A 16,013-nucleotide genomic window follows, 5' to 3' on the forward strand; every position below is an offset into this window, starting at 1 on the left:
TGAACGCGAGGTCCGTCCGAGCGGTCGTCACTGCGAGAGTCCCACCTCGTGGCCCGCGTAGAGGAGTGCGGCGGTCACGACGAGCGCATAGATCAGCGACAGGGTCAGCAGGCGCCCGGCGCCCATGCGGAGGCCGAGCTTGAGCGGGAGGTAGGTCCAGCCGTCGTCGTTGTCGGCGACCAGCCCCCACAGCGCCAGCAGCACGTGCACGCCCACGCCGAGCAGCGCGCTCAGGACCACCATCACGATCTCCGGTGCCGGGCCGTGCGCGGAGCCGCCCCAGCCGCCGTAGGAGAGGAAGGCGGGGTAGAGCGCGAACGAGACCGCCCAGGGGACGAAGGAGAGCAGGCCGCGTCGGAGGACGACGTTGCCGATCATCCCGACGACGACCGAGGCGAGGTAGCAGAGCCCGGCCACGACGCCGTTGGACACGGCGAGGGGTACGACGAGCAGCACCCCGCAGCACAGCGTGAACCAGGCCGTCCCCGGGTCGAGGCGGCCGTCGGAGATGGGCTTGCCGGTCCGCTCGTGGGCCAGGTCGACCGGCTCGTCGACGAGGTCGTTGTGCCAGCCGAGGATGCACTGGCCGACCAGGACGGTCGCGAAGATCAGGGCCAGCTCGCGGGAGGGCCGGCCGGCCAGGGCGGCGGCGACGGTGATGCCGACCGCGGTGAGGACGGCCTGGCGGGGGTGGGCGGCGCGGACGAGGAGGAACGGCGTCCAGTCGCGCGCCCGATGGCGGCGTACGGCGCCGGCCGCGGGCGTGCGGTCGCCCGCTGCGCCGGCGGTGCTGCGGTCGTCGTCCGACCCGTCGCCGGCGGTCTCGTCGTCGAAGATCGTTCCGGCCGGCCCGGCGGGCCCGGCCGGCGCGGCCGGCGCGGCCTGCGTCGCGGCGGGCTGCGCCGCGGCCTCGACGGCCGTGGACGATCGGTCCGCCGCACCGTCGGCGGGTGCGGGGTCGGGGCGGACCTCGTCCGACGTCGCTGCCGGTGTTCCCTCGGCCGCCTCCGCGGCCGGGTCGGCGGCGTCCTCGGTCCGAGCTCCGGCGGCCTTGCGCTGCCAGGGACGCGACTTCGACATGGCCCGCAGTATCCGGCACGGGGTGGACGAAGGCCATGCCAAACGCCTGGAACGGCGTGCCGGAATGACTCGTCGGCGGTCCGGCGTGTGCGCCCGGTCACATCCCGCCACCACAGGCCGAGGCGATCTGTCAAGCCCCCAGTGTGCCCCTGACCTGCGCAAACGCGGCAAGAGGTGGTCGAAAACCGTGGTAGGATGGATGGTCTAGGAAGGGGTACCTGACATATGACTTTCACCGTCGGCGAGACCGTCGTCTACCCGAACCACGGGGCCGCTGTCATCGAGGACATCGAGATGCGGACCATCAAGGGAGAGGAACGGCAATACCTCGTTCTGAGGATCATCGCCCAGCAGGACCTCGTTGTTCGGGTTCCCGCCAACAATCTCGACCTCGTCGGCGTCCGTGACGTCGTCGACAAGGACGGCCTCGACCGTGTCTTCGAGGTCCTGCGCGCCGCGCACGTCGAGGAGCCGACCAACTGGTCCCGCCGCTACAAGGCCAACCTCGAGAAGCTGCACAGCGGCGACGTCATGAAGGTGGCCGAGGTCGTGCGCGACCTGTGGCGCCGTGAGCGCGACCGGGGCCTCTCGGCCGGCGAGAAGCGCATGCTCGCCAAGGCGCGCCAGATCCTCGTCTCCGAACTGGCCCTCTGCGAGCACACCAATGAGGACAAGGCTGAGGCCCTCTTGGATGAGGTTCTTGCCTCCTGACGATGTCAGGTCTCTGCAGAACGCGAGAACGCCCCGGGCAGACGCCCGGGGCGTTCTGCTGTGTGAGGGCGGCTCGCCGGCCCCGATAGGTTGGCCGCGTGATCGACGAGTACGACGACGCCCCTCCCGCCCTCGGCACCGTGGTGGAGAGCGACCGCGGGTCGCTGCCGTTCGCCCTGATCCACGGCGAGGCCCTCCTGGTCGCGGCCGTATGGGCGCTGGGCGAGGCCGGTGTGACGCCGCTCGACTTCACCACCGGCTGGGAGCAGGTCCGCGAGTCCGGCGAGCCGTTCGTGCTCCACGACGCGTTGTGCCCGATGACGCCGGCGCCGTTCCTCGCCCAGTGCGTCGCGACAGCGGTCGAGCGCGGCGCGGTCGTGGTCGGCGTACGCCCCGTCACCGACACGGTCAAGACCCTCTCCGACGACGGCGCGTACGTCGGTGAGACGGTCGACCGGGACACGCTGCTCTCGGTCGCGTCGCCCATCGTGCTGCCCGCGGCCGTCGTGGAGGCGCTCGACCAGCTGCCCACGACCGACTTCGCCGAGCTCGTGTCGTTGCTCGCCGCGCGTTTCCCCGTGGTCACGCTCGAGGCCCCGCCCGAGGGCCGTCGGGTCGCGTCGCTCGACGACGTACGCCTGCTCGAGGCGCTCACCCGTCCCTGACTCGTCGAGTCGGCGTCCGTGGACGCCGGCTCGGCGCTCGTGCGCCAGAACGCAGTCAGGCGAGCAGGGCGGCGGCCGTGGCGAGATCCTCGACGAAGGTCACCTTCACGTTGAGCGGTGAGCCGGCGACCGCGGCGACGCGCAGGCCCGGGTCGGTCGCATACCGCTCGAGGCAGGCGGCCGTGTCGGTGCCGTCGAAGTCGTCGGTGGCCGCCCGGTCGTAGGCGGTGAGGAGATCCGTCGCCCGGAACGACTGCGGCGTCTGCACGCCGACCAGCCTGCGCCCCTCCGCGGCCGGCCGGAGTCCGCGGGTGACGAGGCCGCTGAGCGGGACGACCGGGATGGCGCCGCCGTGCTCACGGGCCGCCGCGATCGTCGCGGCATAGAGCTCGGGGGGCGCCACCGGGCGGGCCGTGTCGTGGATCGCCACCACGTCGACCGCGCCGGAGACGATGTCGGTGCGGAGCACGTCGAGGGCAGCCCGCTCGGAGGCGTGCCGGGTGGCGCCGCCGACGACGACGGCGACCTCGCGCTCGCCGAGGAGAGGTACGACGGCGTCGGCGACCGCCTCCTGGTCGCCGTCGCGCACGACGAGCACGATCCGGTGGACGTCGTCGACGGCGAGCGCCGCGGCGACCGAGCGGCCGAGCGCGGTCGAGTCACCGAGCGGCAGCAGGATCTTGTTGGCGCCGGCCCCGACACGGGTGCCGGAGCCGGCGGCGAGGAGGACGAGGGCGGCAGGCACAGCCGGAGGCTACCCGAGCCGTGCCGTGAGCCGGCCCCTGGTTGTTTTCACGCCCGTTACACAGCGAAACAGCCGTCGAACACGTCCGCCCTACGTTCAAAGCGACCGAAGGGAGGGCCCTGATGTCGACGAAGCTGCTCGGGCCGGCGACGTCCTCATGACACCCCGCGCGCGGGCCGGCGAACGCTGGCAGCCGGTCTGCACGGTGGACGATCTCGAGGTCGAGCGCGGTGCCACCGCGCTCGTGCACGGCCAGGCCGTCGCCCTGTTCCGGATGGCCGACGACACCGTCTACGCGCTCGGCAACCACGATCCCTACGCGAAGGCGTCGGTCCTCGCCAAGGGCATCGTCGGCATGCGCGGGCAGGTGCCGTTCGTCGCCTCGCCGGTCCACCGGCACGCGTTCGACCTGCGCACCGGGCGCTGCCTCGATGACCAGCACGTCGCCGTCCCCGCCTACCTCGTCAAGGTCGTCGACGGCACCGTGCTCGTCGGTCACCGGAAGGCCGGCGACGCGGCCTGAGCGCTTCCCTCGGCGACGATCAGCGCGGTGGCGATGGCGGCGACGCCCTCGCCGCGGCCGGTGAGACCGAGGCCGTCGGTGGTGGTCGCGGTGACCGTCACCGGCGCACCGGCGGCAGTCGAGAGCGCCTGCTGCGCCTCCTCGCGTCGTGGACCGATCTTCGGCCGGTTGCCGATCACCTGCACGGCGACGTTCCCGATCTCGTAGCCGGCCGCCCGGACCCGCCGCGCCGTCTCGGCGAGCAGGGTGACGCCGGCGGCCCCGGCCCACGCGGGCTCCGCCGTACCGAAGTTCGAACCCAGGTCGCCGAGACCGGCGGCCGAGAGCAGGGCGTCGCAGCACGCGTGCGCGGCGACGTCGCCGTCGGAGTGGCCGGCGAGACCGCGTGGCTCGTCGGGGAAGGCGAGACCGGCGAGATGCATGGGTACGCCGTCGGCGAGCTGGTGCACGTCGGTGCCGATGCCCACACGGGGGAGCGGGGAAGCCATGGCGTGATCATGCCGCAGGCACACTGGAGGGCGTGACGAGGATGCGGGCCGCCCGCCGGCGGGCGTGGCCGATCGCCGGGGTGCTCGCCGGAGGCGCCGGGCTGGCGACGAGCTGGTTCGCGGCGCATGCGCTGGCGGCGAAGGACGACCCGGTCAGTGCGGTCGCCGAGCAGGTCATCGTGCGGCTGCCGGGCGGCACGGCCGAGCAGGGCATCTCGTGGTTCGGCCACCACGACAAGCAGGTCCTTGTCGCCACCGTGGTCGTCGTGGTGGCGGCCGCATGCCTGTTGATCGGCCGGCTCGCCACGCGCTGGCGAATGGCGGGGGTCACCGGCTTCGCCATGCTGGCGGTCGTCGGCGGTCTCGCCGTCGCCGCTCAGCCCGGGACGGGGGCGCGCGACGAGGTGCCGGTCGTGGTCGGCTTCCTGACCTGGGTCGGGCTGTTCAGCGTCCTCGCCGATCCCACCCGAGAGCCGACGGCGGACGGCGAGGGGCGACGGTTCTGGCTGCGCGCGGGCGCCGTGGCGGCGGGCGCCATCGTGGTCGCGGCCGTCAGCCCGGCCGTCGGCCGGGCGCGGCGTCAGGTCGAGGCCGCGCGGTCGGCGCTGCGCATCCCGGGCCTGCGACGGCCCACCGCCCCCGCGGGCGCCGACCTCGGGCTCGCACAGCCGTGGGCCACGCCGACGCGCGACTTCTACCGCATCGACACCGCGATCACGCCGCCCTACGTCGACCCCGCGCACTGGCGCCTGCGCATCCACGGGCTCGTCGACACGCCGCTCGAGCTGAGCTTCGACGACCTCCTCGCCCGGCGGCGTACCGACGCCTGGATCACGCTCAACTGCGTCTCCAACCCGGTCGGCGGCGACCTGATCGGCAACGCCTACTGGTCCGGCGTGCGGCTGCGCGACCTGCTCGCGGAGGCGGGCGTGCAGGCCGGCGCCGACGCGGTGCTGCAGACCTCGGACGACGGCTGGACCTGCGGTACGCCGCTCGCGGCCCTGACCGAGGGCCGGCCCGCCATCCTGGCGGTCGCCATGAACGGCGCCGCGCTCCCGGTCGAGCACGGCTTCCCGGTCCGCACCCTGGTGCCGGGACTCTACGGCTACGTGAGCGCCTGCAAGTGGGTCGTCGACCTCGAGGTCACGACGATGGCGAAGGCGGTCGGCTACTGGATCCTCCGCGGCTGGGCGGTCGACGGCCCGGTCAAGCTGGCGTCGCGGATCGACCGGCCGCGCTCCGGCGCGACGGTGTCCGCGGGGCGCTACACCGTGGCCGGGGTCGCCTGGGAGCAGGAGACGGGCATCTCGGCGGTCGAGGTGGCCCTCGACGGCGGCCCGTGGCAGCGGGCCCGGCTGGGACGGGTGCCGAGCGTCGACACCTGGGTGCAGTGGTCCGTGGCGCTCGACCTCGACCCGGGCAGCCACCAGGTCGTCGTACGCGCCATCGACCGCGACGGCACCGTGCAGACCTCCGTTCGCCGCGACGTCGTCCCCGACGGCGCCACCGGGTGGCACCAGGTGTCCTTCGAGGCTTCGTGAGGGGAAGCTCGTGTGCCGTCCGGCGTGCCGTCGGCTACGTCGGGACGTAGTCGCGCGAGATCTCCTCGGCGGCCTGCTTCAACGGCGGCACGTAGGCGCGGGCGAGCTCGTCGATCGAGCCGCTCACGCCGTGGGCTGAGACGTTGATGGCGGCGACGATCGCGCCGTCGCGGCTGCGGACCGGGGCAGCGATGCCGGTCAGGCCCGCTTCGAGCTCCTGGTCGACGATGGCCCAGCCGCGCTCGTGGGCGGTGCGGATCTCCGACCGCAGCTCCTCGGCCGATCGGTGCGTACGCTCGCCGCGACCGGTCTGCGTCGCTCGCTCGAGCAGGGCGTCGAGCTCGTCCTCGGGGAGCTCTCCGAGCAGGATGCGGCCCATCGAGGTGGCGTGCGCCGGGAACCGGGTCCCGACCTTGATCTGGACCGCGGTGATGCGTCGGCTGCTCGCCAGGTCGAGATAGACGACGTCCTCGCCGTCGAGGACGCTCAAGGAGGCGGTCTCGTGCAGCAGGTCCGCCAGATGTTGCAGGTGGGGTCGGGCCACTTCGACGAGGGTCGCACCCGAGAGGTAGCTGTAGCCGAGCTCGAGCACCCGAGGCGTGAGCGCGAAGTCGCGGCGGCTCTGCTCGACGTACCCGAGATCGCGGAGGGTGAGCAGGAGGCGTCGACTCGTCGCCCGGTCGAGCCCGGTACGGGTGGCCACCTCGCTCAGGGTCAGTCGTGGGTGGCCGGCGTCGAAGGTGCGGATCACCGCGAGCGCTCGTGCGACGGCGCGGACGAAATGCTTCGGAGCCGGGGCTTCGTCCAGCGACTCCGCCTCGGCAGGCGAGTCGTGCTCGTCGGAAACGCGGGCCACGCTGTCCTCCCTCCGTCGGCACAGCGATGCGCCGTGGTCGCAACCTAGCATTTGTGCGCGATGCGCACAAATGTGCGCGGTCTTGGCAGGCGGTGTGACCGGCGCTACATTTGGGCGGTCAACGCACAGATGTGCGCTATCCGCACAAAGGAGCCTTCAGTGACGACAGGAACACAGAGGCAGTCACGGCGGGCCGCGCTCGGTTCGTTCGTGGGCGCCGTCCTGGAGTGGTACGACTTCCTGCTCTACGGCATCGTCGCGGCGCTGGTCTTCGACAAGGCCTTCTTCCCCGACGCGAGCAGCCGCGCCGGCACCCTGGCCGCCTTCGCGACCTTCGGAGTCGGGTTCTGCTTCCGCCCGCTCGGCGGAGCGCTGTTCGGACACTTCGGTGATCGGCTCGGCCGCAAGCGCATGCTCGTGTGGACGGTCGCCCTGATGGGAGTGGCGACCGCGGCGATCGGTGTCCTCCCCACTTATCAGCAGATCGGTTGGTATGCGCCGCTCCTGCTCGTCGTCCTCCGTGTGCTCCAGGGCATCGCCGTCGGCGGAGAGTGGGGCGGGGCAGCCCTGATGGCCGTGGAGAGCGCTCCGCCGAAGTGGCGGGCCTTCTTCTCCAGTGGGGTCCAGGTCGGCTACTCCGTCGGGCTGCTGCTCGCCACCGGGCTGGTCGCATTCCTCGGTGGGGTCCTCTCCGACGACGCGTTCAACTCCTGGGGCTGGCGGATCCCGTTCCTCGTGAGCGCCGGGCTGGCGTTCGTGGCCCTGTGGATCCGGTCCGGCCTGACCGAGACGAAGGTCTTTGAGCAGGCGAAGGAGTCCGGTGCGGTGGAGAACGAGACCGTGAAGGCGGCGTCGCCGGTGCTGGAGGCGCTGCGGCGCCATCCGCGCGAGATCCTGCAGATCTTCGGCATGCGCCTCGGCGAGCTCTTCACGATGTACATCGTCACGACCTTCGCGCTCAGCTACGCCACCGACGAGTTCGGCTATGACAGGTCGTTCATCCTCGGGCTGACCCTGGTCGCCGGCGGGCTCGGGATCGTCACGATCCCGTTCTACGCCTACCTGTCCGACCGGTTCGGCCGCGGTCCGGTGTTCCTCTCCGGCGCTGCCGTCGGCGTCGTCAGCGCGGTCCCGTTCTTCCTCTCCCTCCAAGCCGGCGCGAGCGTGCTCGTCGTTGTGTTCGGCGTCCTGTTGGTCAACGTGGCCCATGACGCGATCGTGAGCGTGCAGCAGCCGCTCTTCACTGAGCTCTTCGCGCCGGAGTTCCGCTACAGCGGAGCCGGGTTCGGATACCAGCTCGCCAGCGCGGTGGCGGGCGGGTTCACACCCTTCATCGCGACCGCCCTCGTGGCGCTCGGCGGTGGCACGTGGTACCTCGTCGCGGCGTACCTCACGGTGGGCTGCGCAGCATCGCTCCTCATCGCCCTGCGGCTGCGAGGCCGAGACGGCGTCCGTGAGCACCTCGCCGACGAGCGGGTGGCCGCGGCATGAGCATCGCCGAGCGCGGAACTGTCGCCCCGGGCGCCGGGTTGCGCACGATGCGCGGTGTGGTCGTCGAGGCGGACGGTGGCGTGCGCGTCCGTCACGACCTTCCGCTTCCCGGTGACCCGGGCATCGGTCAGGTGCTGGTGCGCATCCTGGGTGTCGGCCTGTGCGGGACGGACGCAGCCCTAGCGTCCGGACGTCGGGCGGTCCCGACGACGCCGTGGCTCCTCGGGCACGAGGCGGTCGGCGAGGTACGCCGCGTCGGCCCGGGCGTGCGCGGAGCGGCCGCCGGAGACCTGGTCGTGCTGGAGCCGAACCTCCCGGATCTGACCTGTGCGGCCTGCGAAGCCGGGCACACCTCGCGGTGCGCTCACCGACGCAGCAGCGGGGTGCTGACCCAACCGGGCTTCATGACGGACATGGTCCTGCACCCGGCGGAGTTCGTGCACCGCGCTCCGGCCGGTGCGCGCGTCGAGGACCTCGTCTGCGTCGAGCCCGCCAGTGTCGCGGCAGCGGCCGTTCGGCGCTCCGGCATCACGGCCGGAGCCTCCGCCGTCGTGCTGGGGGCGGGCGCCCAAGGGCTCTTCGCCGTCCAGTGTCTCCGGGCCGTCGGGGTGCGGCCGCTCGTCACCGACATCCGTCCTGAGCGGGTCGACCTCGCGGTCCGTCAGGGGGCACAGCCTGTGCCGGCGAGCGAGTGGCAGGCGGCGTACGTCTTCGACACGACCGGTGCGCCCGCGGCGCTGGCCGGCGTCATCGACCACATCGCGGTCGGTGGCAAGGTCACCGTCGTCGGCGAGAGCTCGGCGCCCCTGGGTCTGACAAGCCTCCAGCTGGTCCAGCGCCAGCTGACCGTCGTCGGCTCGTTCATCTATGACCACCCGCGTGACTTCGCCGCCGTGATGGACCTCATCGGACGGGGCGCCATCAGGCCGGGGGAGCTGCTGCGGCCCGGGGCGTCGATCGACGACGCGCCCGCGCTCCTCGCAGACCTCCAAGGGCGGCCGGGAAAGCCCTGGCTCGACCTGCGATCGCGCGGGTGACGCTCGAGGCTTCGTGATGTGAGCAGGCGCTTCCCTAGACTTGCCGGGTGACCCTGAGGCTGTATGACACCGCGACCCGCGAAGTCCGCGACTTCGTCCCCCTCGAGGAGGGGAAGGCGTCGCTCTACGTCTGCGGCCTCACCGTGCAGTCCGAGCCTCACGTGGGCCATGTGCGCAGCGGCGTGAACTTCGATGTGCTGCAGCGCTGGCTGCGCGCCTCGGGCTATGCGGTGACGTTCATCCGCAACGTCACCGACATCGACGACAAGATCCTCGCCAAGAGCGCCGAGCAGGGCCGGCCCTGGTACAACCTCGCCTACGCGATGAAGCGCGAGCTCGACCGTGCCTACGCCGCCCTCAACGTCGCGGCGCCGACCTATGAGCCGCTCGCCACCGGCCACACCCCCGAGATGATCGAGCTCATCGCCGAGCTCATCGAGAAGGGCCACGCGTACGCCGCCGAGGACGGCTCGGGCGACGTCTACTTCGACGTCCGGACCTGGCCGGCGTACGGCGAGCTCTCGGGCCAGCGCGTCGACGAGATGGTCGCGGCCGAGGACGCCGACCCGCGCGGCAAGCGTGACCCGCGGGACTTCGCCCTGTGGAAGGGGCGCAAGGAGTCCGAGCCCGAGACCGCCTCCTGGCCGAGCCCGTGGGGCCGCGGGCGCCCGGGCTGGCACATCGAGTGCTCCGCGATGGCGGGGAAGTACCTCGGCCCGGCGTTCGACATCCACGGCGGCGGTCTCGACCTGCGTTTCCCGCACCACGAGAACGAGCAGGCGCAGTCACGTGCCGCAGGGCGACCGTTCGCGTCGTACTGGCTGCACAACGCGTGGATCACCACCGCCGGCGAGAAGATGTCGAAGTCGCTGGGCAACTCGCTCGTCATCCCCGAGGTGCTCAAGCGCTACCGCGGTCTCGAGCTGCGCTACTACCTCGTCGCCGCGCACTACCGCTCCCACGTCGAGTTCAGCTTCGACGCGCTCGATGAGGCGGCCAGCGCGTTCCAGCGCGTGGAGCGCTTCATCGAGCGCGCCCCCGAGGCGCCGGTCGGCGAGCTGCCGGCGGCGTTCGTCGCGGCGATGGACGACGACCTTGGTACGCCGGCGGCCGTGGCGGTCCTCCATGACACCGTCCGCGAGGGCAACCGGGCGAGCGACCCGGCGCCGTACGTCGCGGCGGTCCGGGCGATGCTCGACGTCCTCGGGCTCGACCCCGCGGACGAGGCCTGGGCGAGCACCGCGGGCGGCGCGGACGAGAAGCTCGTCGACGCGGTCGACGTGCTCGTCGCAGGGCTGCTCGAGGAGCGCGCCGCCGCCCGTGCGGCGAAGGACTGGACGCGCGCCGACGCGATCCGCGACCGGCTCAAGGCCGCCGGCGTCGAGATCGAGGACACCCCCGACGGCCCGAAGTGGAGCATCTCCTGATGGCAGGCAACAGCAAGCGCCGCGGCGCGATCGTCAAGTCCGGCACCAAGAAGGGCCAGCAGGTCGGCTCCGGCGGCCAGCGCCGCCGCGGACTCGAAGGCAAGGGACCGACGCCGAAGGCGAAGGACCGGCCCTACCACAAGGCCTATCGCGCGGCGGAGCTCGCCGATCGCTCCGCCGCGAAGCGGGGCGGCAAGGGCGCGGGTCCGCGCAAGCGGACCAGTTCGGATGCGGAGTGGATCATCGGCCGCAACAGCGTCGTCGAGGCGCTGCGCGAGGGCGTCCCGGTCAACGGCGTCTATGTCGCCGAGGGGGCCGAGCGCGACGGCCGGCTCCGGGAGGCGTTCCAGATCGCTGCGGAGGCCGGCATCTCGCTGCTCGAGGTGGCGAAGACGGAGCTCGACCGGCTCACCGGGTTCAACGGTCACCAGGGGCTGGCGGCCCGCGTGCCGGCGTACGAGTACGCCCACGCCGACGACCTGCTCGACGCCGCCTCCGAGGCGGGCGAGCCAGCGCTGGTCGTGGCGCTCGACCACGTCACCGACCCGCGCAACCTGGGGGCGATCGTCCGCTCCGCCGCCGCGTTCGGCGCCCACGGTGTGGTGATCCCGACCAACCGCGCCGCCGGCATGACCGCGGCTGCGTGGAAGACCTCGGCCGGTGCCGCGGCGCGCATCCCGGTGGCCCAGACGGTGAACATGACCCGGCAGCTCAAGGCCTACCAGGACGCCGGCTGCATGGTCGTCGGGCTCGACATGGACGGCGACCTCTCGCTGCCCGAGCTCGGCGCGCCCGACAGCCTGGCGAGCGGTCCGCTCGTCGTGGTCGTCGGCGCCGAGGGCGGCGGCCTCTCCCGCCTGGTCGCGGAGACGTGCGACCAGATCGTCTCCATCCCGATGGCCAACTCCGTCGAGTCGCTCAACGCCGGCGTCGCCGCGTCCGTGGTGCTCTACGCCGTCGCGCAGGCGCGCGCCTGAGGCGTCGCGATTCGGGTTGGCCAAAGTGTCACCGTGACACGTTGGGCAACAGGTGACAGCTGCGAACTGTCACCTGTGGCGCAAACTGTCACCGTGACACTTTGCTGGGCGCGCGCCCGACCGCTCGTCAGGCCTCGCCCGGGGCGGTGAGGGCCTCCTCGGGGCGCTCGTGGATGACCGAGGCGAAGTAGTCGCGCGCGGCGTCGAGGAGCTTGATGTAGGAGCCGCGGCGCTCGGACATGAACCAGCGGTGCTCGAGGATCTCGTGGAACATCTGCGCCGGCTCGAGCTTGCCGCGGGCCTGCAGCGGGATCATCGCCAGGATCGGCTCATAGATCTCCGCGAGCCAGCGCTGGGCGACGACCTCGCGGGGGAGTCCGCCGAGGTCGCGCGAGACGGTGTAGGCGGCGATGTCGTTGAGGATCCGACGGGCCTGCTCGTCCTCGACGTCGAGACCGGTGAGGCCACGAAGCTCCCGGCGGTGGTGGCCGGCCTCGACGACGCGCGGACACACCTGGATCGTGTCGCGGTCGTAGTCGGTGACGATGTCGAGCTCCTCCACGTCGAAGCCGAGCTCGTTGAGCCGCTCGATCCGCTGCTCGAGCGCCCACATCTGGTCGGTGGAGAACTCCTGGGTCGTGGTCAGCTCGGTCCACAGGTCCGCATACCGGCGGCGCAGCCGCTCGACGATCGCGTCCGGCGTCTCGTCGGCGGGGACGGCGCCCGTGGCTTGGAGATCCAGCAGCTCGCCGTACACGTTCTCGCAGGCCACCTCGAGGTCCCACTCCCGCATCCGGTCCGCGAGAGTCTCCCGGAGCTCGCCGGTTTCGGCGTCGACGAGGTAGGCCGCGAACCCGCCCGCGTCGCGCCGGAACAGCACGTTGGAGAGCGACACGTCGCCCCAGTAGAAGTCGGCGAGGTGCAGGCGCACGAGCAGCACGACGAGGGCGTCGACGAGGGTCGGCAGGCGGTCGCTGGTGAGACCGTGCTGGAAGAGCGCGCGGTAGGGGAGCGAGAACGGCAGGTGCACCGTCATCAGCGCGGCCGGGAGCTCCTCGCCGGCGGCGTCGACGCGCCCCGTGACCACGGCGTGCGGGACGACGGTCGGCAGGCCGAGGCGCTGGAGGTCGCGCAGGGTGCGGTATTCGCGGAAGGCGATCGGTTCCTGGGTCTCCTTGACCGCGTAGATCCGCTCGCCCAGCCGGACGATCCGGACGACGTGGCGGGAGATGCCCTGGGCGAGGGGTACGACGACCTCGTCCCCCCACTCCCCGAGCGGCGTCGTCCAGGGCAGGCTCACGATCCCGGGGTCAGGGCGACTCGCGACGATGCGCAGTGCCATGCTGCGAGACTAGTGCCCTCCGGGACGTCCGGTCACAGCTGCCAGACCCAGAACCCCGCGCCGTCGGCCGCGGGCAGCTCGATGGTGCCGTCGGTCGCCTTCAGCGGCGACCCCGAGCCCGGCTCCGTCGCCGCCAGCACGCTGCCGTCGGTGAGGCCGACGAGGCCCGCGTCGAGCGCCACCGCCGGGCCGCCCGCCCGCCGGGCGCACACCAGCACCGACCCCGCGGGGTGCTCGCGCAGGTAGACGAGGCAGTCGTCGTCGACGTACGCCCACCGCAGGCTGCCGAAGCCGAGCGCGACGTGGTCGCGGCGCAGCGTCGCGAGGGTGCGGTACGCCGCCAGCGTGGCGGTGTCCCAGGCGTCACGGTGGCCCCAGGGCATCGGCTTGCGGCCGTCCTCGCCGTTGACGCCCTCGAGGCCGAGCTCGTCGCCGGCGAAGACCATCGGCACGCCGGGGAGGGTGAACTGCAGCCCTGCAGCCACTCGGTGGCGGGCGGGGTCCCGGGTGAGCGTCCGGATGCGGGCGGAGTCGTGGGAGCTGAGGATGTTCCACGACTGGGCGCTCGCCCGATGGCCGTAGCGGGCGCGCCACTCCTGCAGTGCTCGATGGATGAGTGGCCCGGGACGGCGGGGGACGGCGACCGGGCGGCCGAACGGGCGCGCCGGCGTCTCGTGGGCGCGCACCCACGACCAGACCGGCCAGGAGAAGCCTGAGTAGTTCATCGTGCCGTGCCAGCCGTCGCCGTCGATGTCCTGCGAGGCGTCGTGGTTGTGCTCGCCGATGACCCAGGCGTCGTGCTTCTCGGCGGTCGCCGTGCGGCGTACGGCGCGCGCCGCCTCGTGGTTGACGTCGATCGCACCGAGTCGCCCGGTCATGTTGGCGACGTCGATGCGCCACCCGTCGAGGGCGTACGGCGGCTGCAGCCAGCGGGCGACCGTGCTCTCCGGGCCCTCGATCATGGTGCGCCGCATCTCGTCGTTCGTGTGGTCGAGTTTCGGCAGCGTGCCGTGGCCCATCCAGCACTCGTAGGCCCCGTCGGGATGGAAGTAGTACCAGCCGCGGGTCCTGGACGCGGGGTCCGACCTGGCCCGCACGAACCACTCGTGGGTGTCGCCGGTGTGGTTGGCGGTCAGGTCGCCGAGCAGATGCCAGCCGCGGGCGTGGACCGCCTCCGCGAGTCGGGCGTAGGCCTCGTCCCCGCCCAGCAGCGGGTCGACCTCGTCGAACGTCGTCGCGTTGTAGCGGTGGTTGCTCTCGCCCGGGAAGACGGGCGTGAGGTAGAGGACGTTCGCACCGGTCTCCTCGACGTGGTCGAGGTGGTCGACGATCCCGTCGAGGTCGCCGCCGAAGAGCTGCAGCGGCGTGTGCGGGTCGGTGCCCTCGAAGGCGACCTCGTCGTCCCAGGCCGCCGGCACCGCCCACTGTGGCGTCGGCCGCTCGTCGGCCCGGCTGCTGCGCGCGAAGCGGTCGGGGAAGATCTGGTAGACGACGGCGTCCCTGGTCCACGCCGGCGCCGCCTCGTGGGAGCTCACCTTGAAGTCGAACGTGTCGGGGCCGTCGTACTCCACCATGCCGGCGGCGGTCAGCCAGCGCTGCCGCCCGCCCTGCTCGGGTCCGTAGGAGAGCAGGAAGCGGTAGTGCGTGACCGGGTTGTGCACCGGCAGGTCGCCCTGCCACCAGGTCGTGTGCTCGTCGTGCTCGAGGACCGTGCACGGGTGGTACGTCGGCTCGGCGTCGTAGGTCGTCCTGATCCAGACCTGCTGCACGGGGTCGCTCGCCGCCGTGCGGACGCGCACCTTCACCGTCCAGCCCAGGGTGGGCGACTCGGTGTCGAGGTAGAGCGGCGAACCGTCGTGGTGCGGCTCGCTGAGCAGGTCGCCGGTCGGGTCGCTGCGCGGGGTGTCGGGCAGGCTCATGCGTCCATTGTCCGGGTGGGTGTCTAGGATTGCCGCGCTGTCGCCTGGCTCTGGGCGGTGCGCCGGTGTAGCTCAGTAGGTAGAGCGCCTTACTTGTAATAAGGATGTCGCGGGTTCGATTCCTGTCACCGGCTCCATCGATCCTCGGGTCCTCAGACGTGCCAGGCGCGTCTGAGGACCCGAGGACGGCGCGGCCGGGGGTCAGCGCAGCCGGCGCACCTCGAAGCGCGTCGAGGGAGTGGCGATGTCGTCCTGCGACGCGATCAGCTCGAGCTCACGCCGGCCCGACCTCAGCGTGCGGTCGAGGATGGCGAAGAGCGTGTTGGCGGTCTTGCCCAGGGCGTCCGGCGTGGAGTCGGTCGAGAGCAGGTGGGAGAGGTAGACCGCAGCGGTGACGTCGCCGCCGCCATTGGGCGTGATCGGGAGCAGCGGGGTGGTGACCGCCCAGGCGCCGTCCTCGTCGACCGCGACCAGGGCGAGCTCGTGCTGGTTGCCGGTGACGACCGAGGTGACCAGCACGTTGCGCGGCCCCATCCCGCGGACGACGTCGACGGCGTCCAGGACCTCCTCGAGCGTGTGGGTCTCCCGGCCGGCGAGGAAGTCGAGCTCGAAGTGGTTGGGCGTGATCACGTCGGCCACGGGCACGACCTCGTCGCGCATGAACTCGGGGATCCCCTCACGGACGAAGAAGCCCCGGCCGACGTCACCCATCACCGGGTCGCAGCAGTAGATCGCGCGCGGGTTCGCCGACTTCACCCGGGAGACCGCGTCGAGGATGACGGACCCGACCGCCGGGTCGCCCTGATAGCCGGAGAGCACCGCCGAGACGGTCGGGAGCGCGCCGCGCTCCTCGATCCCGGCCAGGACGTCGGCGACGTCGCTCGCCGACTGCACGGGGCCGCGCCACTCGCCGTACCCGGTGTGGTTGGAGAAGTTCACCGTCAGCACCGGCCAGACCTCGTGGCCGAGTCGCTGGATGGGGAAGACGGCGGCGGAGTTGCCGACGTAGCCGAACGCGACGTGGGACTGGATGGACAGGATCTGCACGGCCCGATCCTCCCACGGGCACCCGGCGCGACCTCGGCGGACCGGGTCCGGGCCAACGCCGCCGCGCTGCGGTGGGAGCCCACCGTGGAGGACCTCGAGGAGCTCGACGCCGTCACCGGGTGAGCCGGGCGCCGACCGAGTGATGTGACACCCACGGTGCGCTC

At 72.2% G+C, this 16,013-nt stretch carries 16 protein-coding genes and 1 tRNA gene; 10 read left to right on the top strand and 7 right to left on the bottom strand.

Translation table 11 applies throughout. The features are described 5' to 3' along the window. Nucleotides 1-27 precede the first annotated feature (27 nt). Complete coding sequence (locus tag AB3X52_RS04425; protein ID WP_367991680.1) at nucleotides 28-1,080, bottom strand: UbiA prenyltransferase family protein; 1,053 nt, start codon at nucleotides 1,078-1,080, stop codon at nucleotides 28-30. A gap of 225 nt (nucleotides 1,081-1,305) precedes the next feature. Between AB3X52_RS04425 and AB3X52_RS04430 the strand changes: the two genes are divergently transcribed. Next, nucleotides 1,306-1,791 carry a CarD family transcriptional regulator gene (locus AB3X52_RS04430; RefSeq protein WP_348858580.1) on the top strand — a complete coding sequence of 162 codons (486 nt, stop codon included), beginning with the start codon at nucleotides 1,306-1,308 and terminating at the stop codon, nucleotides 1,789-1,791. A 98-nt stretch (nucleotides 1,792-1,889) separates the two neighbouring features. After that, complete coding sequence (locus tag AB3X52_RS04435) at nucleotides 1,890-2,456, top strand: 2-C-methyl-D-erythritol 4-phosphate cytidylyltransferase (protein ID WP_367991682.1); 567 nt, start codon at nucleotides 1,890-1,892, stop codon at nucleotides 2,454-2,456. Between the two features lie 55 nt (nucleotides 2,457-2,511). Here the strand turns inward: AB3X52_RS04435 and AB3X52_RS04440 are convergent, their stop codons facing one another. Beyond that, nucleotides 2,512-3,201, bottom strand: a complete 690-nt coding sequence (locus AB3X52_RS04440) for an IspD/TarI family cytidylyltransferase (protein WP_367991684.1) — start codon at nucleotides 3,199-3,201, stop codon at nucleotides 2,512-2,514. 157 nt (nucleotides 3,202-3,358) lie between these two features. Here AB3X52_RS04440 and nirD point away from each other — a divergent pair, with 157 nt between their 5' ends. Next, a complete protein-coding gene (gene nirD, locus AB3X52_RS04445) occupies nucleotides 3,359-3,724 on the top strand; it encodes a nitrite reductase small subunit NirD (RefSeq protein WP_367991686.1) in 366 nt (121 codons plus the stop codon). On the opposite strand, the gene ispF is transcribed toward nirD, so the two are convergent. After that, nucleotides 3,697-4,212 carry a 2-C-methyl-D-erythritol 2,4-cyclodiphosphate synthase gene (gene ispF / locus AB3X52_RS04450; RefSeq protein ID WP_367991688.1) on the bottom strand — a complete coding sequence of 172 codons (516 nt, stop codon included), beginning with the start codon at nucleotides 4,210-4,212 and terminating at the stop codon, nucleotides 3,697-3,699. The genes nirD and ispF overlap by 28 nt on opposite strands. A gap of 41 nt (nucleotides 4,213-4,253) precedes the next feature. On the opposite strand from ispF, the gene AB3X52_RS04455 reads away from it, so the two are divergent. After that, nucleotides 4,254-5,753, top strand: a complete 1,500-nt coding sequence (locus AB3X52_RS04455) for a molybdopterin-dependent oxidoreductase (RefSeq protein WP_367991759.1) — start codon at nucleotides 4,254-4,256, stop codon at nucleotides 5,751-5,753. A gap of 34 nt (nucleotides 5,754-5,787) precedes the next feature. Here AB3X52_RS04455 and AB3X52_RS04460 read toward each other — a convergent pair whose 3' ends face one another. Next, nucleotides 5,788-6,609, bottom strand: coding sequence for an IclR family transcriptional regulator domain-containing protein (locus AB3X52_RS04460; RefSeq protein WP_367991690.1), 822 nt, complete (start codon nucleotides 6,607-6,609; stop codon nucleotides 5,788-5,790). Nucleotides 6,610-6,738: 129 nt separating this feature from the next. Between AB3X52_RS04460 and shiA the strand changes: the two genes are divergently transcribed. From shiA to rlmB, 4 genes are read left to right on the top strand one after another with little or no spacing between them, the layout of a single operon-like run. Beyond that, the gene (gene shiA / locus AB3X52_RS04465; RefSeq protein WP_367991692.1) at nucleotides 6,739-8,100 is read left to right on the top strand and encodes a shikimate transporter; all 1,362 of its coding nucleotides are present in this window, start codon (nucleotides 6,739-6,741) and stop codon (nucleotides 8,098-8,100) included. Next, nucleotides 8,097-9,137, top strand: coding sequence for a zinc-dependent alcohol dehydrogenase (locus AB3X52_RS04470; protein WP_367991694.1), 1,041 nt, complete (start codon nucleotides 8,097-8,099; stop codon nucleotides 9,135-9,137). The genes shiA and AB3X52_RS04470 overlap by 4 nt, the downstream gene beginning before the upstream one ends. Nucleotides 9,138-9,184: 47 nt before the next feature. Continuing rightward, nucleotides 9,185-10,564: a cysteine--tRNA ligase gene (cysS, locus tag AB3X52_RS04475; protein WP_367991696.1), complete on the top strand. Its 1,380-nt coding sequence runs from the start codon at nucleotides 9,185-9,187 to the stop codon at nucleotides 10,562-10,564. Next, nucleotides 10,564-11,541 carry a 23S rRNA (guanosine(2251)-2'-O)-methyltransferase RlmB gene (rlmB, locus tag AB3X52_RS04480; RefSeq protein ID WP_367991698.1) on the top strand — a complete coding sequence of 326 codons (978 nt, stop codon included), beginning with the start codon at nucleotides 10,564-10,566 and terminating at the stop codon, nucleotides 11,539-11,541. The genes cysS and rlmB overlap by 1 nt, the downstream gene beginning before the upstream one ends. A gap of 127 nt (nucleotides 11,542-11,668) precedes the next feature. Here the strand turns inward: rlmB and AB3X52_RS04485 are convergent, their stop codons facing one another. Both AB3X52_RS04485 and AB3X52_RS04490 read right to left on the bottom strand, forming a co-directional pair. Further along, a complete protein-coding gene (locus AB3X52_RS04485; protein WP_367991700.1) occupies nucleotides 11,669-12,883 on the bottom strand; it encodes a DUF4032 domain-containing protein in 1,215 nt (404 codons plus the stop codon). A gap of 32 nt (nucleotides 12,884-12,915) precedes the next feature. Next, a complete protein-coding gene (locus AB3X52_RS04490) occupies nucleotides 12,916-14,802 on the bottom strand; it encodes a glycoside hydrolase family 13 protein (protein ID WP_367991702.1) in 1,887 nt (628 codons plus the stop codon). A gap of 61 nt (nucleotides 14,803-14,863) precedes the next feature. Between AB3X52_RS04490 and AB3X52_RS04495 the strand changes: the two genes are divergently transcribed. Next, nucleotides 14,864-14,939: transfer RNA gene (locus AB3X52_RS04495), tRNA-Thr, on the top strand. A gap of 64 nt (nucleotides 14,940-15,003) precedes the next feature. On the opposite strand, the gene pdxY is transcribed toward AB3X52_RS04495, so the two are convergent. After that, nucleotides 15,004-15,849, bottom strand: a complete 846-nt coding sequence (gene pdxY / locus AB3X52_RS04500) for a pyridoxal kinase PdxY (RefSeq protein ID WP_367991704.1) — start codon at nucleotides 15,847-15,849, stop codon at nucleotides 15,004-15,006. Here pdxY and AB3X52_RS04505 point away from each other — a divergent pair. After that, a complete protein-coding gene (locus AB3X52_RS04505; RefSeq protein ID WP_367991706.1) occupies nucleotides 15,823-15,972 on the top strand; it encodes a hypothetical protein in 150 nt (49 codons plus the stop codon). The genes pdxY and AB3X52_RS04505 overlap by 27 nt on opposite strands. The last annotated feature ends 41 nt before the right edge of the window (nucleotides 15,973-16,013 follow it).

This window comes from Nocardioides eburneus (assembly GCF_040838215.1).
Lineage (GTDB): Bacteria > Actinomycetota > Actinomycetes > Propionibacteriales > Nocardioidaceae > Nocardioides > Nocardioides eburneus.